General features: G+C 74.1%; 18 protein-coding genes. 6 read left to right on the top strand and 12 right to left on the bottom strand.

Annotation, left to right across the window (positions count from 1 at the left end; genetic code table 11):
* The first annotated feature begins 14 nt into the window (after positions 1 to 14).
* From OOK31_RS27870 to OOK31_RS27855, 4 genes are all read left to right on the top strand, one after another.
* Complete coding sequence (locus OOK31_RS27870) at positions 15 to 1,262, top strand: DUF1343 domain-containing protein (RefSeq protein WP_267090125.1); 1,248 nt, start codon at positions 15 to 17, stop codon at positions 1,260 to 1,262.
* A gap of 126 nt (positions 1,263 to 1,388) precedes the next feature.
* Positions 1,389 to 2,693: a serine-threonine protein kinase gene (locus OOK31_RS27865; protein ID WP_267090124.1), complete on the top strand. Its 1,305-nt coding sequence runs from the start codon at positions 1,389 to 1,391 to the stop codon at positions 2,691 to 2,693.
* A 152-nt stretch (positions 2,694 to 2,845) separates the two neighbouring features.
* Positions 2,846 to 3,445: a hypothetical protein gene (locus tag OOK31_RS27860; RefSeq protein WP_267090123.1), complete on the top strand. Its 600-nt coding sequence runs from the start codon at positions 2,846 to 2,848 to the stop codon at positions 3,443 to 3,445.
* A 62-nt stretch (positions 3,446 to 3,507) separates the two neighbouring features.
* The gene (locus OOK31_RS27855) at positions 3,508 to 4,233 is read left to right on the top strand and encodes a 3-keto-5-aminohexanoate cleavage protein (protein ID WP_323188258.1); all 726 of its coding nucleotides are present in this window, start codon (positions 3,508 to 3,510) and stop codon (positions 4,231 to 4,233) included.
* Here the strand turns inward: OOK31_RS27855 and soxR are convergent.
* Positions 4,208 to 4,657: a redox-sensitive transcriptional activator SoxR gene (gene soxR, locus OOK31_RS27850; protein ID WP_267090121.1), complete on the bottom strand. Its 450-nt coding sequence runs from the start codon at positions 4,655 to 4,657 to the stop codon at positions 4,208 to 4,210. The genes OOK31_RS27855 and soxR overlap by 26 nt on opposite strands.
* Before the next feature lie 111 nt (positions 4,658 to 4,768).
* Here soxR and OOK31_RS27845 point away from each other — a divergent pair, with 111 nt between their 5' ends.
* Positions 4,769 to 5,230 (top strand): MaoC family dehydratase, encoded by a 462-nt coding sequence (locus OOK31_RS27845; RefSeq protein ID WP_267090120.1) that lies wholly within the window; start codon positions 4,769 to 4,771, stop codon positions 5,228 to 5,230.
* Here the strand turns inward: OOK31_RS27845 and OOK31_RS27840 are convergent.
* From OOK31_RS27840 to OOK31_RS27830, 3 genes are all read right to left on the bottom strand, one after another.
* Positions 5,218 to 5,868: a TetR/AcrR family transcriptional regulator gene (locus OOK31_RS27840; protein WP_267090119.1), complete on the bottom strand. Its 651-nt coding sequence runs from the start codon at positions 5,866 to 5,868 to the stop codon at positions 5,218 to 5,220. The genes OOK31_RS27845 and OOK31_RS27840 overlap by 13 nt on opposite strands.
* A 60-nt stretch (positions 5,869 to 5,928) precedes the next feature.
* Positions 5,929 to 6,276, bottom strand: a complete 348-nt coding sequence (locus OOK31_RS27835) for a YiaA/YiaB family inner membrane protein (protein ID WP_267090118.1) — start codon at positions 6,274 to 6,276, stop codon at positions 5,929 to 5,931.
* A 110-nt stretch (positions 6,277 to 6,386) separates the two neighbouring features.
* Positions 6,387 to 7,538, bottom strand: a complete 1,152-nt coding sequence (locus OOK31_RS27830) for an acyl-CoA dehydrogenase family protein (protein ID WP_267090117.1) — start codon at positions 7,536 to 7,538, stop codon at positions 6,387 to 6,389.
* Positions 7,539 to 7,614: 76 nt separating this feature from the next.
* On the opposite strand from OOK31_RS27830, the gene OOK31_RS27825 reads away from it, so the two are divergent.
* Entirely contained in the window at positions 7,615 to 8,262 is a 648-nt protein-coding gene (locus OOK31_RS27825; RefSeq protein WP_267090116.1) for a TetR/AcrR family transcriptional regulator, read from the top strand.
* Between the two features lie 21 nt (positions 8,263 to 8,283).
* Here the strand turns inward: OOK31_RS27825 and OOK31_RS27820 are convergent, their stop codons facing one another.
* From OOK31_RS27820 to OOK31_RS27785, 8 genes are all read right to left on the bottom strand, one after another.
* A complete protein-coding gene (locus tag OOK31_RS27820; protein ID WP_267090115.1) occupies positions 8,284 to 9,363 on the bottom strand; it encodes a Zn-dependent alcohol dehydrogenase in 1,080 nt (359 codons plus the stop codon).
* Positions 9,364 to 9,421: 58 nt separating this feature from the next.
* The gene (locus tag OOK31_RS27815; protein WP_267090114.1) at positions 9,422 to 10,834 is read right to left on the bottom strand and encodes an aldehyde dehydrogenase family protein; all 1,413 of its coding nucleotides are present in this window, start codon (positions 10,832 to 10,834) and stop codon (positions 9,422 to 9,424) included.
* Between the two features lie 104 nt (positions 10,835 to 10,938).
* A complete protein-coding gene (locus OOK31_RS27810; protein ID WP_267090113.1) occupies positions 10,939 to 12,405 on the bottom strand; it encodes a CitMHS family transporter in 1,467 nt (488 codons plus the stop codon).
* A 73-nt stretch (positions 12,406 to 12,478) separates the two neighbouring features.
* Positions 12,479 to 14,743, bottom strand: coding sequence for a molybdopterin oxidoreductase family protein (locus tag OOK31_RS27805; protein WP_267090112.1), 2,265 nt, complete (start codon positions 14,741 to 14,743; stop codon positions 12,479 to 12,481).
* 292 nt (positions 14,744 to 15,035) lie between these two features.
* The gene (locus tag OOK31_RS27800) at positions 15,036 to 15,656 is read right to left on the bottom strand and encodes a TetR/AcrR family transcriptional regulator (protein WP_267090111.1); all 621 of its coding nucleotides are present in this window, start codon (positions 15,654 to 15,656) and stop codon (positions 15,036 to 15,038) included.
* A gap of 80 nt (positions 15,657 to 15,736) precedes the next feature.
* Complete coding sequence (locus tag OOK31_RS27795) at positions 15,737 to 17,017, bottom strand: hypothetical protein (RefSeq protein WP_267090110.1); 1,281 nt, start codon at positions 17,015 to 17,017, stop codon at positions 15,737 to 15,739.
* A complete protein-coding gene (locus OOK31_RS27790) occupies positions 17,014 to 17,826 on the bottom strand; it encodes a hypothetical protein (RefSeq protein ID WP_267090443.1) in 813 nt (270 codons plus the stop codon). The genes OOK31_RS27795 and OOK31_RS27790 overlap by 4 nt, the downstream gene beginning before the upstream one ends.
* A 292-nt stretch (positions 17,827 to 18,118) precedes the next feature.
* Positions 18,119 to 20,242 carry a right-handed parallel beta-helix repeat-containing protein gene (locus tag OOK31_RS27785; protein ID WP_267090109.1) on the bottom strand — a complete coding sequence of 708 codons (2,124 nt, stop codon included), beginning with the start codon at positions 20,240 to 20,242 and terminating at the stop codon, positions 18,119 to 18,121.
* Positions 20,243 to 20,289 lie beyond the last annotated feature (47 nt).

The raw sequence follows: 20,289 nt of genomic DNA, 5'->3' as shown, positions 1-20,289 counted from the left end.
TCTAGCTTGTCCGGATGACGCTGTCGCGACGCGGGGTGCTGGGACTGGCGGGGGCCGTGGGGGCCGCAGGGGCGGTGGGGAGCGCCGGGGCGGCCCCGGCGGCGGCCGGCGAGCGGGTGCGGACCGGGTTCGAGCGGCTCGCCGCCGGCGGGTACGCGGAGCTCGCCGGGCAGCGGGTCGGGGTGGTGACCAACCCCACCGGGATCACCGCCGACGCCCGCCACCTGGTCGACGTACTGCACACCGACGAACGGGTCGACCTGGTCGCGGTGTTCGGGCCGGAGCACGGTTTCCGGGGCACGGCGCAGGCGGGCGGTTCGGAGGGGGCCGGCCGGGATCCGGCGACGGGGCTGCCCGTGCACGACACGTACGGCCTGAGCGGGCAGAAGCTCGCGGACCTCTTCACCGCCGCCGGGATCGACACGCTGGTCTTCGACATCCAGGACGTCGGGGCCCGCTTCTACACCTACGTCTGGACCCTCTACGACTGCATGCGCGCGGCCGCGCTCGCCGGCAAGGCGGTGGTGGTGCTGGACCGACCCAACCCGGTGGGCGGACGCCGGGCGGCCGGGCCGGTGCTCCAGCGGCCGTACGCGAGCTTCGTGGGCCGGGAGCCGATCGCGCTCGCGCACGGGATGACGGCGGCGGAGCTGGCCCTGCTGTTCAACGGGGAGTTCCTGGCCGACCGGCCGGCGCGGCTGCGGGTGGTCCGTACGGGCGGGTGGCGGCGGGAGTCGTTCTTCGGGGCGACGGGCCTGCCGTGGGTGCCCCCGAGCCCGAACATGCCGACCCCGGACACGGCGCTCGCGTACGCGGGCACCTGCCTGTTCGAGGGGACGAACCTGTCGGAGGGCCGGGGGACGACCACGCCCTTCGAGGTGCTGGGCGCGGAGGGCGTCGACCGGCGGTGGGCGGAGGCGGCGGACGGGCTGGGGCTGCCCGGGGTGTGGTTCCGGGAGGCCTGGTTCACGCCGTCGTTCTCCAAGCACGCCGGGAAGGTCTGCGGCGGGGTCCGCCTCGTCGTGCACGACCGGGAGGCCTTCGACCCGGTCCGGACGGGCATCGGACTGCTGGTCACGGCCCGCCGGACGTGGGGCGGCTTCGGCTGGCGGGCCGACCACTGGATCGACCGGCTGACCGGATCGGACCGGGTCCGGACGATGGTGGACGCGGGGGCGGGGGTGGAGGAGATCGCGGGCGACTGGGCGGCGGGGCTCGCACGGTTCGCGGCGGTCCGTCAGGAGTACCTGCTCTACCCGTGAACCCGGACGCCCGCCCCGCTCGGTCGCCGATCCCGTGCTGCCGCGGGGCTGGCCGGACGGCACGCGCGGCGAGATGCTGCGAGCTCGGCGGGCGGTGCCGCGGGGCGCGGCGGGGAGGGGGACGTCATGGCGGACGGCGGCGGGATCGGGGTGGGTCCGTACGAGGAGCTGACCTTCGATGCCCAGGGGGACGTGGATCCGCTCACGCGGGCGGCGGTGGCCCGGATCGAGGCGACGGACCTGCTGGTCTTCGCGCACGGATGGAACAGCGACCGCTCCACGGCGACGCGGCTCTACGACCGGTTCTTCGCCCCGTTCCCGGGGCTGGTAGGGGCGGGGGTGCGGCTGGGGTACGTGGGGGTCGTATGGCCCTCGATCCGCTTCTCCGACGAGCCGATACCCGACTTCGAGGCTCCCGGCGCCCTCGCCGGACCGGGCCGGGGTACGACCCTGGACCCGGACACGCGGGCGGCCCTCGGGGCGTTCTGGCCCGGCCGGGAGGCGGAGCTGGACCGGGTGGCCGAACTGCTGGAGGAGCGGCCGGAGTCGGAGGCGGCCCTCGTCGAGTTCGGGGCGCTGGTACGGGAGGTGGCGCGGGTCGACGGGGCCCCGACGGCGGCCGCGGCCGAGGTGCCGGCGCTGTTCGCGCTGGACGTGCTCGCGGTGTGCCGGGCCCTCGCGGACGCCCTGGCCGAGGCGGACGCCCTGGCCGAGGCAGACGCGCCCGCCGTCGGCGCCGAGCGGCCCGGACTCGCGCTCGGCGGCGGGCTGCGCGCACTGTGGGGCGGGGCCAAGGAGCTGCTGCGCCAGGCGACGTACTACGAGATGAAGAAGCGGGCGGGGGTGGTCGGCGAGCGCGGGCTGGGTCCGGTGCTCACCGACCTGGCGCGGCGCCGGCCGGCCCTGCGGATCCATCTGGTCGGCCACAGCTTCGGGGCCCGCGCGGTCTCCTTCTCGCTGCGCGCCGCACCGGAGGGCTCCCGCCACCTGAAGTCGCTGACGCTGCTCCAAGGAGCCTTCTCCCACTACTCCTTCAGCGGACGGCTCCCCCACGACACGCGGCGCGGCGGCGCGCTGGGCGGCCTCCAGAGCAGGGTGGACGGACCGGTGGTGGCCTGCCATTCCTCCTACGACTCCGCCCTGCGGGTCTTCTATCCGCTGGCCTCCCGGATGGCGGGGGATTCGGCCGGTCTGCTCGGTTTCGACGAGCGGTGGGGCGCGATCGGGCACGACGGGGTGCAGGCGGTACCGGGCGCTCCGCGCCTGACCCTCGACGCCGCTCTGCGCGGGGGGCTGCCGGGGGCCGGTTGCGTCAGCGTGGACGCGGGCTCCGTGGTGCGGCGGGGCGGCGCCCCGTCGGGGGCGCACAGCGACATCTGCCACGAGGAACTGGCCCGGCTCGTGGTTGCCGCGGGGCGCATGGGGCGCTGACTTCCGGCCATGTGCCACCCGCACGCCTCGACCGCCCCCGCATGCGCCCACATCCGGCAGGGCATGTTGGGCACGTCGGGGAGGGCTGCTTCGTTCGACGGAGTAGCGCGGACACGGGTGTGGTGCAGGGGCACGGCGGAGGTGAAGGTGCGATGGCGGGTTTTCGGAGTCTGGCCTATCAGGTGCGCGACGCGCGCAACGACCGGGCCCTGCGGCGCCATTCGCTGCGCCGCTGCCTGGAACGGTTCGCCCCCTACGGGCACCGGGCGACGTGGTGGCACCTGTGCGACCGGCACGGGATCGCCCCCGAGGACCGGGGGGCGGATCCGCTGCGGCTGGTCGCGGCGCTGGAGGAGCTGGAGGACGCGCGGGCGGTCTGGCTGGAGTACGAGCGGCAGTTCGCGGCGCGGCGCAGACGGGAGAAGCACGACGGGGTGCGCCGGCCGGAGTGGGCGTGGGGCGGCAGCGGGGACGCCGTGGTGCGGTGCGCCGATCCGGGGGTGCGGCCGGACGGGACGCTGGGCGAGGTGCTGCGGCGGCTGGTCGCGGCGCTGGAGTCGGAGCCGGGGACGGCGTGCCCGGTGTGCGGGGAGCGGGAGCTGAGCTGGCCGGCGCCCCTCGCCGGGCACGGGGCGTGGGCCGGGGCCTGGGCGTGGGACGGGCCGGTGTGCGGGGGCTGCGGGATCGTGGTGCCGAGACCGGCGCTGGCGGAGACCGCGCTGGTCCACCAGGCGTCGGCGGGCGCGGCATGAGCGGGCGGGGCGGGACCGCGAGCCGGGGCCCGGGTGGGGGCCCGGGCGGTGTGCTCCAGGTCGTGTTGAACGGTTCGCGCGGCGCCGCCGAGGGGGCCGCCGTGCCGCTGTCCCCGCCGGATCTCGCGGAGTCGGCGCTGGCGGCCGTCGCCGCCGGGGCCGGGGAGGTGCTGGTGCACCCGAGGACGCCGTGCGGGCGGGAGAGCCTCTCGCCCCGCGTGGTCGGGCCGGTACTGGCGGAGTTGCGCGGCGCGGGGGTCCGCGTACCTCTGTCGGTTCCGGCCGATGTCGAGGCCGAGCCGGATCCCGGCGCGCGCCTGGAGCGGGTGCGGTCCTGGACGGTACTGCCGGAGCGGGCCACCGTACGGTTCGCGGAGCCGGGGGCCCGGGAGCTGGCGCAGGTGCTGCTGGCGCGCGGGGTGGCGGTGGACGCGGTGGTCCCGCTGGGGGGCGGGGCCGGGCCGGAGCCGCTGGCCCGGTTCCTGGCGTGGGCGGCTCCCGACCGCGGGCCGGTACGGCTGGTCGCGGAGCTGGCCGCGCCGGATCCGGCGCTGGTGGCCGGGCTGTGCTGGCTGCCGCCGGTGCCGGTGGTGCTGTACGGGCGGGACGCCGCCTCCTGGCCGGTGCTGCGGCTCGCCGCGCGGTGCGGTGCGGGCGCGCGGACCGGCGTGGGGGACGTGCTGCGCCTGCCGGACGGCAGGCCGGCGCGGTCCAATGCCGAACTGGTGGCGGCGGCCCTGGAGGAGACCCGTCTCGCGGGCGCTACTGCGACAGCCGGGAGCCGGTGATGCGCTCGCCGAAGACGTCGTCGGGGTTGGACAGCGCGCAGGTCTCCAGGGAGAGGCAGCCGCAGCCGATGCAGTCGGTCAAGTGGTCGCGCAGGCGGCCGAGTTGGTTGATCCGCTGGTCGAGTTCGGTGCGCCAGTTCTCCGACAGCAGCGCCCAGTCCTCCTTGGTGGGGGTGCGCTCCTCGGGCAGCTGGGAGAGTGCGTCGCGGATGCTGGCGAGCGGGATCCCCACGCGCTGCGCGGCGCGCACGAAGGCGACCCGGCGCAGTGCGTCGCGGGTGTAGCGGCGCTGGTTGCCGGAGGTGCGGCTGCTGCTGATCAGGCCCTTGGCCTCGTAGAAGTGGAGCGCCGAGACGGCCGCTCCGCTGCGCGCGGACAGCTGGCCGACGGTGAGTTCGTGGACTTTCTCGGGAATCTGCGGCACGCGACCGAGCGTAGTCGGAGGTCCGTTGACATACACATACGGGCCCCACCATGCTGAGCAAACGCTTATTCGTCCAGGAAGCCGCGGGAAGACAGCAGACAGGGGCAGGGCATGGCCGAACCGAGGATCTTCACGTCCGCCGAGGAGCTGAGCGCCGGTGTCGGCGAGCCGCTCGGCCCGAGCGACTGGCTGGAGGTGGACCAGAAGCGGATCGACCTCTTCGCGGACGCAACCGGCGACCACCAGTGGATCCATGTGGACCCGGAGCGGGCGGCCGACGGACCCTTCGGTTCCACCATCGCGCACGGCTATCTGACGCTGTCGCTGCTGCCGAGCCTGGTGCCGCAGATCATGCGGGTCGAGGGCATGCGGATGGGCATCAACTACGGGGTGGACAAGGTCCGTTTCCCCGCGCCGGTGCCGGTGGGCTCACTGCTGCGGGCCACCGCCTTGATCACGTCGGTCACCGAGGCGGGCGGCGGGGTGCAGGTCGCGGCGACCGTGACCGTGGAGCGCCGGGGCGGCGAGAAGCCGGTGTGCGTGGCGCAGTCGGTGTCGCGCTACTTCTTCTGAGGCGCGGCGGCGGCCGGCTCCGGCCGAGCCCCCACCATGCGGAGCACGAGGTCGGCGTAGAGCGCGCCGACCTCGTCGGGCGTGCGCGGCCCGGCGACGCTGAACCAGCGGGCCACGTCGATGCACAGGGACAGGACGGCGAGGGTGGTGCCCGGCACGTCGGGGACCTCGAACTCGCCCGACCGCACGCCCTCGGCGATGACGCGGCGCACGGCGGCGTCGCTCTGGCGGCGCAGCGCGACGATCTCCGTGCGGTGTTCCGGGGCGAGGGCGTCGAGCTCGTACTGGACCACGCGGGCGGTGGTGTGGTGCGCGGCGTGCCAGCGTACGAAGGACCGTACGGCCTGGTCGAGCCGTTCGGCGGCGCTGCCGGGGCCGTCGGCGGCGGTCTCCAGGATCTCCAGGGCCTTGTCGTGCCCGATGCGGCTGATCCGGTGGAGGAGCTCTTCCTTGGTCTTGTAGTGGATGTAGAGGGCGGCCGGGCTCATGCCGGCCCGGCCGGCGATGTCGCGGGTGGTGGTCGCGTGGTAGCCGCGCTCCGCGAAGGCCTCGACCGCGGCGACGAGCAGCCGCCGCGCGGCGTCGGGGGTGACCTCCGACCACGGCTGGTAGCCGCCGGTCTCCGCCGCGCTGTCCATCGCTCGCTCACCCTCTTCGCCTTGTAGGAATGAACACCTTACCCGAGGGTGAGCAAGCGCTTAGCTCTGGTGGCCGGGCTGTGCGGGCCGGGCGGCCTGTGCCTGGGCGGGGTGCCCCGGCTGCTTGGGCGCGTACGGGTCGTACTCCGCCATCAGCTTCTCCATCCGCGCCTGGTCGACGCGGGTGACGATCTGGGTGACCTCCTGGCGGTCGCGGATCACCTTGGCGAGGGTGAAGGCCGAGGTGGTCAGGTAGAGGACGGCGATGCCGAGGAAGGCCCGCACCCAGCCGCTGGCGTCGAGGTTGTAGATCCCCAGGGACACCGCGCCGATGGCGATGCCGAAGGAGGCGACGGCCTGGCCGTAGTACGCCCCCGTGTTCTGCTGCTTGACCGGTGTCTCGTTCATGGGTCCAGCGTCGCCGGGGGCGGGGGCCGGGCGCATGGGGTCGGGTACCCGGGTACGTACTCAACCCGCCCTGGGGGACGGGTCGCACGGGCGGGGCCGGAAGGCGGGGTTCAGAAGGCGGAGACTCCGGTGCGGGCGCGGCCGATCAGCAGTTTCTGGATCTGGCTGGTGCCCTCGTAGAGGGTCATCACGCGGGCGTCGCGCAGCAGCTTCCCGGCCGGGTACTCGTCGATGTAGCCGTAACCGCCGTGGACCTGGAGGGCGTTGCTCGCGGCGCGGACGGCGGCCTCGGAGGCGAACAGCTTGGCGGTGGAGGCCTCGGTGGCGAAGGGCTGCCCGCGGTCGACGAGGTCGGCGACCCGCCAGGTCAGCAGCCGGGCGGCGTCCACGTCCACGGAGATGTCGGCGATCAGTTCCTGCACCAGCTGGTGGTGGGCGATCGGCTTGCCGAACTGTTCGCGCCCGGCCGCGTACGAGACCGCCGCGTCCAGCGCCGCCTGGGCGATGCCGACGCAGCCGGCGGCCACCGACATCCGCCCCTTGGCCAGGGCCGACATGGCGACGGAGAAGCCCTTGCCCTCGGGGCCGAGCATCGCCGAGGCGGGTACGCGGACGCCGTCGAGGATGAGTTCGGCAGTGGCCTGACCGCGCAGTCCGAGCTTGCCGTGGATCTCGCGGCGGGTCAGGCCGGGGGTGTCGGCCGGGACGAGGAAGGCGGAGATCCCGCGGTGGCCGGGGTCGGGGTTCGTGCGGGCGAAGAGGAGGACGACGTCGGCCCAGGTGCCGTTGGTGATGAACATCTTGCTGCCGCTGACCACGTACGCGTCCCCCTCGCGCACGGCGCGGGTGGTGAGGGCGGCTGCGTCGGAACCGGTGCCGGGCTCCGTCAGGCCGAAGCAGCCGAGGGCGTCGCCGGAGCACAGGCGGGGCAGCCAGACCCGCTTCTGCTCCTCGGTGCCCCAGGCGGCGAGGGTCTTGGCGACGAGGCCGAGGGAGACGGAGACGATGCCGCGCACGGCGGAGTCCCCGCGGCCGAGTTCCTCGGTGACGAGGACGTAGGAGAGGTGGTCGCCGCCGCTGCCGCCGTACTCCTCGGGGACGGTGAGGCCGAGGAAGCCGAGGTCGCCGAGCTTCTTCACGATGGCCCGGTCGACGCTCTCGGCGCGGTCCCACTCGGCGGCGTACGGGGCGATCTCGCGCTCGGTGAACGCGCGGGCGAGCCGGCGGACGGCGTCCTGTTCCTCGCTGAGCTCCAGGTTCACGGGGTGCCTCCGGGCGCGGTCCGGGCCTTTAACTAGCACCGGTAGTTTAGGGCGGGCAGGGCCTACTATGTGGCGCATGGCCAGACCGCGCAAGCCCCTCCTCAGCAGAGACCGCATCGTCGAGGCGGCGGGCGCGCTGGTGGACGCGGAGGGGCTGGAGGCGGTGTCGACGCGCCGGCTGGCGGCCGCGCTCGGCGTCAGCGGGCCCTCCCTGTACAACCACTTCCGCACCAAGGACGCGATCCTGGAGGCGGTGGCGGACGCGGTGAGCGCGCGGGTCGACCTGTCGATGTTCGACGGCTCCCGGGACTGGCGCGGGGCCCTGCACGACTGGGCGCACTCCTACCGCGACGCCCTCGCCGACCACCCGAACATCGTGCCGGTGCTGGCGCGCGGGCCGGGGCGGCGCCCGGCGGGCCTGCGGGTCGCCGACGCGGTGTTCGGCGCGATGACGGCGGCGGGCTGGCCGGCGGGGCACGCGACCCGGATCGGCGCGCTGATGCGGTACTTCATCCTGGGCTCGGCGGTGGCCTCCTTCGCCCGGGGTTTCGTGGACGACGAGACGGCGTACGACCCGGCGGACTACCCGCACCTGGGCCGGGCGCACCTCCTGGCGGAACGCCGGCGCGAGGTCGACGAGGGCGCCTTCGAGACGGGCCTGACGGCACTCCTGGACGGCCTGACCCTCCAGTACGAAGCCCTACCCACCCACCCGACCCCCTGACGGGGGCGGGCGGCTGGTGGGTCAGAAGATCACCAGGGAGCGGCCGCCCTTGCCCGCGAGCATGGCGTCGAAGGCGGCCGGGATGCCGTCGAGGGTGATGCGGTCGGTGACCAGCGCGCCGAGGTCGAGGCGGCCGGCGCGGACGTGGTCGGCGATCACCGGGAGGTCGCGCGCCGGATCGCTGTTGCCGTAGACGCAGCCGGTGAGGGTACGGGCGAAGTGGAAGATCTCCAGCGCGTGGAAGGTGACCTGCTGGTCCTTGCCGCCGATACCGACGACCGTGGTGCGGCCGCCCCGGCGGGTCGACTCCCAGGCCCCGCGGATGGTCTCCGCCCGGCCGACGCACTCGACGGCCACGTCCGCGCCCTGTCCGCCGGTGAGGGCGCGGATCTGCTTGGCGGTGGTGTCGCAGGCCAGGACGAAGTCGGTGGCTCCGGCGGCGCGGGCGAGTTCCTCCTTGGCCGGGGAGACGTCGACTGCGACGATCGGGCCCGCCCCGGCGATCCGGGCCGCCTGGAGCGCGGCGAGGCCGACCCCGCCGACACCGAAGACGGCCACCGACTCCCCCGCGCGGACGCGGGCGCTGTGGTGGACGGCGCCGTAGCCGGTCAGTACCGCGCAGCCGAGCAGCGCGGCTTCGGCGAGCGGGATCCCGGCGGGCGCGGGCAGGACGCAGTTCGCAGCGACGACGGTCTCCTCGGCGAAGGCGGCGACGTTGAGCCCGGGGTGCAGTTCGGTGCCTTCGGCGTCATGGGCGTAGACCGCGCCCACTCCGGTCAGGGCCTTGGCGCAGAGCCAGACCTCGCCGATCCGGCAGTGGTGGCACTCCCCGCAGGAGGGGGCCCAGTTGAGCACCACGCCGTCGCCGGGGGCGACGTGGGTGACGCCCTCGCCGACGGCGAGGACCGTCCCCGCGCCCTCGTGACCGAGAACGGCGGGGACGGGCACCCGCATGGTGCCGTCGGTGAGGGAGAGGTCGGAGTGGCAGACCCCGGCCGCGGCGAGCCGGACCCGGACCTGCCCGGGTCCGGGGTCGGGCAGCACGATCTCCCGTATCTCCAGCGGGGCTCCTACGGCGGGCAGGATGGCGGCGCGGACCATGGTCGTCGTCTCCGTGTCTGTGGGTCTACCGGGCTACCGGACTACGGGGCTACGGGGCTCAGAACTGCAGGGACTTGGTCTGGAGGTACTCCCCCAGCCCGTGCGGGCCCAGCTCGCGGCCCACACCGGACTGCTTGTAGCCGCCGAAGGGCGCGAGCACGTTGAAGCGGCCGCCGTTGATGTCCACCTGCCCGGTGTCCATGCGGCGGGCGAAGGCCACGGCCGTCTCCTCGTCCGCGGCCCAGACCGCGCCGCCCAGGCCGTAGACGGTGCCGTTGGCGATGCGCAGGGCGTCGTCCTCGTCCTCGTAGGGGAGGATCGCGAGCACGGGGCCGAAGATCTCCTCCTGCGCGATGGTCATGTCGGGGGTGACGTCGGCGAAGACGGTCGGGGCGACGAAGTACCCGCGCTCCTGCGGCGCCTCGGGGCCGCCCGCGACGAGGCGCGCGCCTTCCTCGACACCCTTGACGATGTACGCGCGCACCCGGTCGCGCTGGGTGGCGTTGACCACCGGGCCCAGGCGGGTGCCGGGGTCGCGGGGGTCGCCCGACGGGTACTTGGCGACGGCGGCGGCCGCGAGGGCGACGGCCTCCTCGTGCTGGTCCCGGTGCACGAGCATGCGGGTGAGCGCGTTGCAGCTCTGGCCGGTGTTGTTCATGACGTGGCCGACGCCCACCGCGACGGCCTTGGCCAGATCGGCGCCGGGCAGGATGACGTTCGCCGACTTGCCGCCCAGTTCGAGGGCGACGCGCTTGACGGCGGCGCCGGCGATGGCGCCGATCTTCCGGCCGACGGCGGTCGAGCCGGTGAAGGAGACCAGGTCGACTCCCTCGTGCTCGGCCAGCGCCTGGCCGGCGACCGGGCCGGTGCCGGTCACGAGGTTGAAGACCCCGGCCGGGATGCCCGCCTCGTGCACGGCTTCGGCGAAGAGCTGCGCGGTCAGCGGGGTGTCCTCGGCCGGCTTGAGGACGATGGTGCAGCCGGCGGCGAGAGCGGGTGCCACCTTGGCAACGACCTGGTGCAGCGGATAGTTCCAGGGGGTGATGGCCGCGACGACGCCGACCGGCTCCAGGAACACCGTGGAGTTGCCGATGCGCTCCTCGAAGGCGTACGAGGCCCCCAGTTCGGCGTACGAGGCGGCCACCGCGATCGGCGAGCCGACGTGCACGGCCTCCGCGAAGCCGAGCGGTGAGCCCAGCTCGGCGGTGACGGTCTCGGCGATCTCGCTCTTGCGGGCGGCCAGTACGTCGCGCAGGGCCCCGATGAAGGCGGCCCGCTCGGCCGGAGCCGTGGCCGCCCAGGCGGGGAAGGCCGCGCGGGCCGCGCGTACGGCCGCGTCCACGTCCTCGGCGGTGCCCGCCGGCACGACGGCCACGACCTGCTCGTCGGCCGGGTTGACGACCTCGATCCGGCCGGAACCGGCGGCGGGCCGCCATTCCCCGCCGATGTACATCCCGTCGTGTGCCTTCATGGCATTCCTCCCGAGCACGCACGAGCGCGTAGACCAAGACCTGACGTCGCCAACACCCTACAAACTAGCGTCGGTAGTTTTTGGTGCGCCAGTGCTCCGGCGGCTCAGATGATGCCGAAAAGCATCCCCGCCGCGAGGACGACGAGCGAGGTCAGGGCGGCCCATTTCACGGTGAAACGGGTGTGGTCGCCGAACTCGACCTTGGCCATGCCGACGAGGACGTAGACGGCCGGAACGAGCGGGCTGGACATGTGCAGGGCCTGGCCGACCAGGGAGGCGCGGGCGATCTCCAGCGGGGAGACGCCGTGGGCGGCCCCCGCCTCGGCCAGCACCGGCAGGACGCCGAAGTAGAAGCCGTCGTTCGACATGAAGTAGGTGAGGGGCAGGCTGAGCAGGCCGGTGACCAGCGCCATGTGCGGGCCCATGCCCTCGGGGATGGCCCCGACCAGCCAGTCGGCCATGTGCTTGACCATGCCGGTGCCGGTGAGGACGCCGGTGAAGACGGCGGCGGCGAAGACCATGCCGGCGACGTTGAGGACGTTGTCCGCGTGGGCGGCGATCCGGGCCTTCTGGTCGGGCATGTGGGGGAAGTTCACCGTGAGGGCCAGGGCCGCGCCGAGCAGGAAGAGCACCGGGATCGGGAGCAGCTCCATGATCATCGCGGTGAGGAGGGCGACGGTGAGGCCCGCGTTGAACCAGTAGAGGCGGGGACGGAGGGTCGACCGGTGGGGATCCAGTCCCTGGAAGCCGTCGTCGCCGGGCTGGGAGGGCTCGGCCGCGGCCGGAGTCACGTCCAGGGCCGGGTCCGGGTCCGCGCCGGCCGTACGGTCGCCACTGCCACTGCCACTGCCGCCGACGGCGGCACCCGCGCCCTTGCTCTTGCTCGTGCTGGCGCCCGTGCCCGTGCCCGCTGCCACCAGGGACTCCTCGGCGGGCTCCTCACCGGGCATGACCAGGGCGCCGACCCTGCGGCGCTCCTTGACGCCCAGGACGTAGGCCAGGACGAAGACGAAGAGCAGGCCGACGGCGAGGGCCGGGATCATCGGGACGAAGATGTCGCCCGCGTCGAGCTTGAGCGCGGTGGCGGCGCGGGCCGTGGGTCCGCCCCAGGGCAGGGTGTTCATGACGCCGTTGGCGGTCGCGGCGACGCCCGTCATGACCACCAGACTCAAGCCGAGCCGCTTGTAGAGCGGGTACATCGCCGAGACGGTGATCATGAAGGTGGTGGAGCCGTCCCCGTCGAGGGAGACGATCGCGGCGAGGACCGCCGTGCCGACGACGACCCGCATCGGGTCCGCCTTGCAGAAGCGCAGGATGCCCCGGACGATCGGGTCGAAGAGGCCGACGTCGATCATCACGCCGAAGTAGACGATGGCGAACATCAGCATGGCGGCGGTCGGGGCGAGCTTGCCGACGCCGTCGATGACGTACTCCCCCAGGTGCGCGCCCTTGCCGGCGAACACGCAGAAGAGCGCGGGGATGAGGACGAGCGCCGCGATGGGCGACATTTTCTTCAGCATGATCAGGACCAGGAAGGTCGCGATCATGGCGAAGCCGAGGAAGGTCAGCATGCAGGGAAGGTAGGTGCCGCCTCCTTACGCCAACAAGACGTCGGCGCGTGAGCAATACGAGCAAAACCCCAGCTCAGGGCAGGGGTGCAAGCGCGACGGGGAAGCCGTTGAGCACGGCGGTGCCCGACAGCGGGTCGAGCCGGGTGCCGTCGAGGAGCTGGTTCACGTTGGCCCCGGGCACACTGCCCGCCACCGCGAGGCGGGTGCCGGACCGGTCGTGGCCCCAGCCGTGCGGGAGGCTGACCACGCCCGCGCGGACGGCGTCGGTGACCTCCACGGGCACGTCGAGGCTTCCGCCGTCGGCGGTGATCCGGGCCCGGCCGCCGTCGGTGAGGCCGAGCCGGTCCGCGTCCTCGGGGTGGACCTGAAGGGTGCAGCGGTTGGAACCTCCGACGAGGGCCGGGACGTTGTGCATCCAGCTGTTGTTGGACCGCAGATGGCGGCGGCCCACGAGCACCAGGGTGGCGGGGCGGCCGGCGAGCGCCTCGCGCAGCCGGGGCAGCTCGGCCGCGATCGGGTCCGGGAGCAGCTCGATCCTGCCGCTGCGGGTCTTCAGCACGCCCGGGAGCCGGGGCCTCAGCGGGCCCAGGTCGATGCCGTGCGGGTGCGCGAGCAGCCGCTCCAGGCTGAGCCCGGCCCCTGCGGGAGCGCCGCCCGTCTCGCTGCCCGACGGCGCGGCGGCACCGAACAGGTCTCCGTACGGGCCGAGTCGGAGCATCAGGTCGAGCCTCCGCTCCGGGCCGCTCTCCCCCGTGAGGAGACCGGCGAGGCGCGCCGGGTCCGCCCCGTACAGCGGGGACTGCCGGTCGGCGGTCACCTTGGCCAGGGCGCCCTGGACGGCCGTGTCGTCGACGGCGGACGGCTCGGCGCGGCCGTGCATGCCGGAGACGGCGAGGACGAGGCGTGCGTGGATCTCGCACTCGTCGAGCCGGTCCGCGTCGAGGGGGACGGGCGCACGGGTGTAGCGGACCTGGTTGCGGACGGCGAAGGCGTTGAGGGCGAAGTCGTGGTGCGCGCTCTGCGACGGCGGGGGCGGCGGCAGCACGACGTGGGCGTGGCGCGAGGTCTCGTTGAGGTACGGGTCCACGCTGACCATGAAGTCGAGCCCGGCGAGGGCGGCGTCGAGCCGTCGCCCGTCGGGAGCGGACAGTACGGGGTTGGCGGCGATGGCGATCAGGGCGCGGATCCGCCCCTCGCCCGGGGTCTCGATCTCCTCGGCCAGGGCAGCGGTGGGCAGTTCGCTCTTGGCCTCGGGGTGGCCGCTGACCCGGCTGCGCCAGCGGCCGAGCGCGAACCCCTTGCCGGGCCCGGCGGGGCGGGGTCGCGGGCCGGCCGCCGGGAGCGGGAAGAGGGCCCCGCCCGGGCGGTCGAGGTTGCCGGTGAGGATGTTCAGGACGTCGACCAGCCAGCTGGCGAGCGTCCCGTACTCGGTGGTGCAGCTGCCGATCCGCCCGTAGACGGCAGCGGTGGGCGCGGCCGCCAGCTCGCGGGCGAGGGTGCGGATCTCGGCGGCCGGGAGGTCGCAGGCGGGGGCGACGTCCTCAGGAGTGAAACGGGCGAGGGCGTCGGGGAGTTCCCGGAGTCCTTCGAGGTGTTCCGCGAGGGGGCCGGGGTCCGCGAGCTTCTCCGCGAGCAGGGTGTGCGCGAGCGCGGCCAGCAGCAGGGCGTCGGCGCCGGGACGGGGCGCGAGGTGCCGGTCGGCGAGGCGCGCGGTGCGCGTACGGCGCGGGTCGACGACCACGAGCGTGCCGCCCCGGGCCCGCAGCGCCTTGAGCCGCCCGGGGAAGTCGGGGGCGGTGCACAGGGAGCCGTTGGACTCGACCGGGTTGGCCCCGAGCAGGAGCAGGAAGTCGGTGCGGTCGAGATCGGGCACGGGGATGGCGAAGGGGTCGCCGAAGAGGAGCCCGCTGGAGACGTGTTTGGGCATCTGGTCGAGGGTGCTGGCGGTGAAGAGGTTGCGGGTGCCGAGGGCGCCGAGCAGGAGCGGCGGGTAGAGCGCGCCGGCCATGGTGTGGGCGTTCGGGTTCCCGAGCACGACGCCGACGGACTGGGCGCCGTGCTCCCGGACGAGGGCGGGTACGGCTGCTGCGACGGCCTCGTAGGCCTCGTCCCAGCCGACCTCCCGCAGGTGGCCGCCGCGGCGGACGAGCGGGGTGCGCAGCCGGTCGGGGTCGTTGTCGAGCCCACCGAACGCGGCGCCCTTGGGGCAGAGGAATCCGCGGCTGAACACGTCGTCGCGGTCGCCCCGGGCGCCGGTGACGGTGGACCCCTCGATGGTGAGGGTGAGGCCGCAGGTGGCTTCGCAGAGGGGGCAGATGCGCGGGGCGGTGCGGGGCATGGGCCCTCCAGGGGCGACAGGCGGCGGCACGGGGCGAGCGGGGCACGGACCGGTAGCCGGACCGGGCGGGGTCGGGGCGGGTTCGGGTTCGGGTTCGGGGCACGCGGGCGGACCGAGCATACCGACCGGTAGGCATGGCGGGGAGGGGGCTGCGTCAGGCTGTTTCGGAGCCGCGGGGGTGCGCGGGCAGCGCCGTACGGGGCGACGGGCTCGGGGCGGGGCGGCGGGAGGGGCCGGGGTGGGCACCCGGGTGCGCGGGGCCGCCGGCGGCGCCGGAGGGAGGTGCGGAACGTCAGTCCAGGGCTCGGGCCAGGTAGGCGTGCATCATGGCCCGGGTCTCGTCGACGATGCCGGGATCCCCCGCCGGATCGGCCCGGAAGGCGAGTTGGACCAGCGCGTCGGTCGCCTCCACCGCGACCAGCACCGAGCGCTCCAGCGTCGCGTCCGGGGTGAGGCCGAGGTGGGCGCAGAGCAGCTCGGTCAGGCGTGCGGCGACCTGGTGGTTGGGGTCGGCGGCGGGCCCCTCGGCGGGCGGTGCGGGCACGCCGAAGTCGACCAGGGCGAAGCCGGGGACGCTGCGCTTCATCGCCAGGTACTCGTCCAGTACGGCGTCCACGACGGGCCGCCAGTCGGTGGCCGGGAGGGCGGCGAGCCGTGCCTGGATGCCGTCGGCGTACCGGTCGAGGTTGCGGTGGGCCAGGGCGACCGCCATGGCCCGCTTGTTGCCGAAGAAGCGGTAGACCGAGCCGATGGGGACTCCGGCGCGCAGGGCGACGGCGCGGGTGCTGAGGTTCTCGTAGCCGGTCTCGTCGAGGAGTTCGGCGCAGGCGTCGAGGATGCGGGCGAGGCGGTCGGTGCTGCGCTGCTGGACGGGGGTCCGGCGCAGGGGGTGAGCGGGAGGCACGGGGTCCATCATGCCGCTCCTGACGTATCGGTCCAGCGGTCGCCGGCCCGCGGCCTGCCGCCCGCGGTCACGGATCCCGCCCGCGGTCCTCAGTTCAGCAGGAGGGAGAGTCCGCCGACGGTGTACGTGATCATCAGCGCGAGCAGCGGGAGCTGGCCCGCGACGGCCTTGGCGGGCGGGAAGAGGCGTACGGAACGGTCGTGCGCGGCGATCACACCGAGTACGTGTCCCCCGACGACGGCGACGACCTGGAGGGTGGCCAGACCCCCTGGACCCAAGGGGGGACTGGGATCGGAGCCGTTGTCAGTACCCAGTGCCATGATTACTGTACGTGGCCCTTCGGTGACGAGAAGGGAGAAGTAGTGGGCGATGAGATAGCCGAGGGCGATCGGCACGAGTGAGTGCGCGAAGGCGGTCAGCGGGCCGGGGTGCGGGCCGCTGACGAGGCGGGTGGCCGCAGCGCACAGGCAGTACAGGGTGGCGACGAGGGCGATGGAACCAAGGAGTCCGAGCGTGGCCGTGGGGGTGCGGCCGAGGGGGGAGGTCTGAATGGCGTTGATCCAGGAGGGGTTGTCGGAGTAGCCGTCGTAGGCGGTGGAGCCGAGCAGGACGCAGACGGTGGCGACGAGTCCGGGCCGCTCGGGCGTCGCGTCGAGTCCGTGGAAGGGACTACGCAGAACCAGGCGGCCGTCGCTGCGGCGGCCGAGCGGGGAGAGCCGGGCCAGGAGGTCCGAGTAGGCCTCGAAGGCGTCGGCGCCGGCGAACCAGTCCTCGCCGAAGCGGGCGGCGAGCAGCAGGTGGACGGCGGTGTAGCAGGCGAGCGCGGACAGGAGGGTGGTGGTGGATGCGGGATCGGGTGAGACGAGTTCGAGCCAGGTGAAGCCGAACAGCCCGGCGGCGGCGGGCCATTGGCCGAGGCGGGGCGGCAGTGGGCGGCCGGCGCCGGGCGGGCGGCGGCGGGCGCGGGCCAGCAGGCGGTGCAGGGTGCGCAGCGGGTTGAGGAGGCGCCAGGCGGGGCCGAGGAGGAGGGAGGCGGGCACGAGTCCGACCCACAGCAGGACGTAGACGGCGCCGGGAGCGGGGTTCCGGGCAGGGTCGTCGGGACCGAGGAGGAGGTGCAGGAGTACGGCGAGGGCTGCGGCGAGGCCGAGTCCGCGCAGGGTGGAGCGGGTGGCCGGCGCGTCGGCCACCCGCTGGAACCCGGCGGGCAGGGCGAGGCCGGAGCGGTCGCCGCGGAAGCGGGAGGCGGACCAGAGCAGGCCCAGTGCCAGGAAGGAGACGAACAGCGCGGCGAAGGCTCCGGCGAAGGCGTAGAAGGGAGAGATCGGCAGGTCGTGCTGGGAACCGATGCCGTGCGCGAGCACGGTCACCGGACGAGGAGCTGGGTCAGGACGAGGGCGGACTCGTGGGTCTCGACCTCGAAGAGGCCCGTGCGGTCGGCCGTCAGGACCAGGGTGGCCTCCTGGCCTGCGGGGAGGGCGAGTTCCTTGTCGTAGCCGTGCACGTGCAGGGTGTCGGCCCGGTCGCTGGTGACGCGCAGGGCGACCCGCTCGCCGCGCTTGACCTCGGTGCGGCCGGGGGCGGGGAGCACCTTGCCGTCGCGGACGGTGACGGTGACGGTCCGGTCCGCCGCTTGCGGGGGTGCCGGTGAGCCGGTCGGGGCGGGAGCCGGGTGGCTGTGGGCGGCTTGGCCCGGGGGGCCCGCGGTCAGCTGGACGGCCGCCTCGACGGGCTTGCCGGCGACGGCCCAGGCGGTGTGGTCGTCCGCGTAGAGGCGGACGGTCAGGGTGTGCGTCCCCTCCGGGACCTGGGCCGCCGGGAGGTGGTACCAGGGGCCGTACACCCGGGCCAGTTTGCGGCCGTCGAGCTCCAGGTGGGCGTGGCCCGCGCCCGGGAGGGCCGCGCCGCCGGTGCTGTCGGGGGTGAAGCGGAAGTTCGACACGGCCAGTTGGAGGTTCCAGCCGTCCTCGGAGTCCGGGCGGGAGGCGAGTTTCACCTCCGGCGCGCCGTGGGCCGGAACCTCGCGCAGGTGGTGGCCGCCGCCGTCCTGGGCGTCGAGCAGGGTGCCGGCGTTCCCGGAGGCCTGCTCGTGGGTGGTGCCGGGCTTGTGGTGGGTGGTGGCCCGGCCGCCACAGCCGGTGGCCGCTCCGCCCGCGAGCAGCAGGAGGAGCGTCACCAGCGCCGCCGTGCGGGCGGCGCGGCGCGGCGGGCGGCGGCGCCCCGCGGGGACGTGGGCGGGGACCCGGCACACGTCGCACCGGGTGCGGTCCTCTGGAGGGACGGTCACTGCTGACCTCCGGTAGTAGGGCGGAGCGCCTCCGGGAGCCGGCCGGCGGTGGCGGAGCCGCAGCTCGTGCGATGCCACCGTCCGCTCGGGAGCGGGCGCCTCCGCGGCACGTCCTGGGGCGGCAACCCCAGCCGCCGGGGTGGCGGCTGCGTCGTCGGGGCGGGTGGCGGGGTGCGCCTGGGGGTCACGCCGGGGTGTCCGGGGTGGGGTGGGGGGTGGGGGTGCTCAGGGCGGGGGCGGGGGTGCGGTCGCCCGTCGGGGCGTCGCCCGGGCCTTCGGGGTGGGCGGGGGTGGGCGGGCCCGGGCGGGCTGCGGCGACGGCTGCCCAGAGGGTCCAGGCCAGGGCGGCCAAGGCGCGGATCCAGGCGGGGCTGAGGGGGATCCAGGGGATCATCAGGACGGCCTTGTCGAAGGCGTCCAGCAGGGTCAGGGCCCCCAGGAGCAGGGTGAGGCGTGCCAGCCAGGGGCGCTGCGGGCGCAGGGCGATCCCGGCGCCCGTCCACCACAGCCCGAGCAGGAGCAGGGCGAGCGCGGGAACGAAGGTGTCGACGAGCGGCATCGTGGAGCCGGCCACGTCCAGGGCCAGGCCGGCGAGGCCGAGGAGGGAGGCGGCGGTGCCCAGGCGGGAGCCCCGCAGCCGGCGCCACCACAGCACGCCGCCGACCAGCAGCAGCACCGCCGCGACCGCCAGCGCGAGCTGTGTCTCGACGCGCTCCAGCCCCCGGGCGCCGTACCAGTCGCACCCGGCGGGGAGCTTGCGCGCCTGGACGTTGTAGTCGGCGCAGACCAGCAGCTGGGTGAGCTTGACCGGTTCGCCCACCAGGCGGGCGGAGGCGCCGCTGACCTCGCCGCGCGCGTCCCCGCACTGCGGCAGGGTGCCGGGGGTGGAGCCGTCGGGGCCGTCCTGCCAGCAGTTGCCCTTGCCCTGGCCGTCCCACCACACGTCGGTGCCGTTGGGGCGGGAGGCTCCGGAGCGGTCCTTGCCGAGGACGTTGCCGGCGTAGCGGTTGTGGTGGGAGGTGTCGGTCTGCTTCGACCACCGCTCCTCGCCCCGGACGAAGGCGGGGACCGCGCTCAGGAAGAAGCCGGCGCGCCGGTGTCCGTAGACCCAGTTGTTCTCGTAGAGGTTCCAGTTGCCGCCCGCGGTGATGATGCCGGTGCCGGGCGGCATGGAGATCTGGGGGCAGACGACGCCCTGCTCGTAGCCGCGTTCGACGGGCGGCTTGGCGCAGGTCCCGTCGGCGACGTAGTGGTAGTAGTCGGCGTTGTTGTCGTGGATCAGGTTGCGTTCGAAGCGGGCGTGGTTCTGCGGGAGTCCGGGGTGGCCGGGGAAGGCGCTGTCCATGGAGGCGCCGCCCATGTTCTGGTCGAACTCGTTGTCGTGGACCCAGACGGAGTCACCCGCCGTGCCGGAGTAGCCGACCATGTTGTGGTGGCTGCGGCAGCCGGTGATCTCGATGGAGTAGCGGGGCACGTCGTAGCCGCGCCCGTCGTTGATGTCGGAGGCGCTGCCCGGGTAGATGCCGGAGTCGCCGTTCCCGTAGGACTCGCAGTTCTTGTACAGGCCGTGGTCGCTGGCGAAGGTCAGGAAGCCGTACTCGTCGTTCCAGCGGGTCAGGACGTCGTCGATGACGAAGCCGTCGCCCGCGAGGACGTAGAGGGAGTTGAAGGTGGTGCGCTGCGCGGTGAAGTTGCGGAAGTAGATGCCGTTGGACTTGTCGGCCCGGATGCCGTTCAGCTTCTGGTACTTGGCGTCGATGACGACGTCCAGGCGGGAGGCGCCGGTGCCTTCGATCTGGAGGTTCGTCTTGCCGAGGATCGCGACGAGGTTCTGGTTGTGGCGGCAGGCGCTCTGCTGCTCGTACGACAGGATCTGGTAGCCCAGCGAGGAGTCGGGGGCTTTGAGCCGGGCGCACTCCCCCGTCGGTTTGGGGAGGGAGGGCTCCTCCTCGTAGAGGCCGGGGAGGATCGCGATGTTCATCCCGGGCCGGTCGACGGCGTCGACGGCCTCCTGGAGGTGGCGGTAGCCGCTCTTCTCGCAGCGTTCATAGAGGGCCAGGTTGCGCTGCCGCAGCTGCTCCGGGAAGCCGGCCACTCGGCGTTCGAAGCCGGGCCGGTCGGTCTTGCACACCAGCAGGTCGGGTTCGGCGGCCCGGTACTGCGGGACGGATCCGGTGCCGTCGGGGAGGGCGACCGGGCGCTCCTCGTGCGCGCTCGCGGCGGGCGCGGCGACGAGGAGGGACAGGAGGGCGAGGAGGGCGGCGAGGAGCGCCGCCGGCACGGCAGGGAACCTGCGGGTCCACGACATGCGCGTGAGAGTAGAGCAATGTTCATCTTTTCGGATCCCCCTCTGCG

This window comes from Streptomyces sp. NBC_00249, from assembly GCF_026342355.1.
Taxonomy (GTDB): Bacteria; Actinomycetota; Actinomycetes; order Streptomycetales; family Streptomycetaceae; genus Streptomyces.
This window is presented reverse-complemented; position numbering and strand designations above follow the sequence as displayed.

Bases quoted from the DNA above. Each gene is read 5' to 3' on its own strand.
- OOK31_RS27845 (WP_267090120.1), top strand. From the start codon at position 4,769: ATGGCCGAACCGAGGATCTTCACGTCCGCCGAGGAGCTGAGCGCCGGT.
- OOK31_RS27805 (WP_267090112.1), bottom strand. From the start codon at position 14,743: ATGCCCCGCACCGCCCCGCGCATCTGCCCCCTCTGCGAAGCCACCTGC.
- OOK31_RS27860 (WP_267090123.1), top strand. From the start codon at position 2,846: ATGGCGGGTTTTCGGAGTCTGGCCTATCAGGTGCGCGACGCGCGCAAC.
- OOK31_RS27840 (WP_267090119.1), bottom strand. From the start codon at position 5,868: ATGGACAGCGCGGCGGAGACCGGCGGCTACCAGCCGTGGTCGGAGGTC.
- OOK31_RS27865 (WP_267090124.1), top strand. From the start codon at position 1,389: ATGGCGGACGGCGGCGGGATCGGGGTGGGTCCGTACGAGGAGCTGACC.
- OOK31_RS27785 (WP_267090109.1), bottom strand. From the start codon at position 20,242: ATGTCGTGGACCCGCAGGTTCCCTGCCGTGCCGGCGGCGCTCCTCGCC.
- OOK31_RS27825 (WP_267090116.1), top strand. From the start codon at position 7,615: ATGGCCAGACCGCGCAAGCCCCTCCTCAGCAGAGACCGCATCGTCGAG.
- OOK31_RS27820 (WP_267090115.1), bottom strand. From the start codon at position 9,363: ATGGTCCGCGCCGCCATCCTGCCCGCCGTAGGAGCCCCGCTGGAGATA.
- OOK31_RS27870 (WP_267090125.1), top strand. From the start codon at position 15: ATGACGCTGTCGCGACGCGGGGTGCTGGGACTGGCGGGGGCCGTGGGG.
- OOK31_RS27800 (WP_267090111.1), bottom strand. From the start codon at position 15,656: ATGGACCCCGTGCCTCCCGCTCACCCCCTGCGCCGGACCCCCGTCCAG.
- OOK31_RS27835 (WP_267090118.1), bottom strand. From the start codon at position 6,276: ATGAACGAGACACCGGTCAAGCAGCAGAACACGGGGGCGTACTACGGC.
- OOK31_RS27810 (WP_267090113.1), bottom strand. From the start codon at position 12,405: ATGCTGACCTTCCTCGGCTTCGCCATGATCGCGACCTTCCTGGTCCTG.
- OOK31_RS27815 (WP_267090114.1), bottom strand. From the start codon at position 10,834: ATGAAGGCACACGACGGGATGTACATCGGCGGGGAATGGCGGCCCGCC.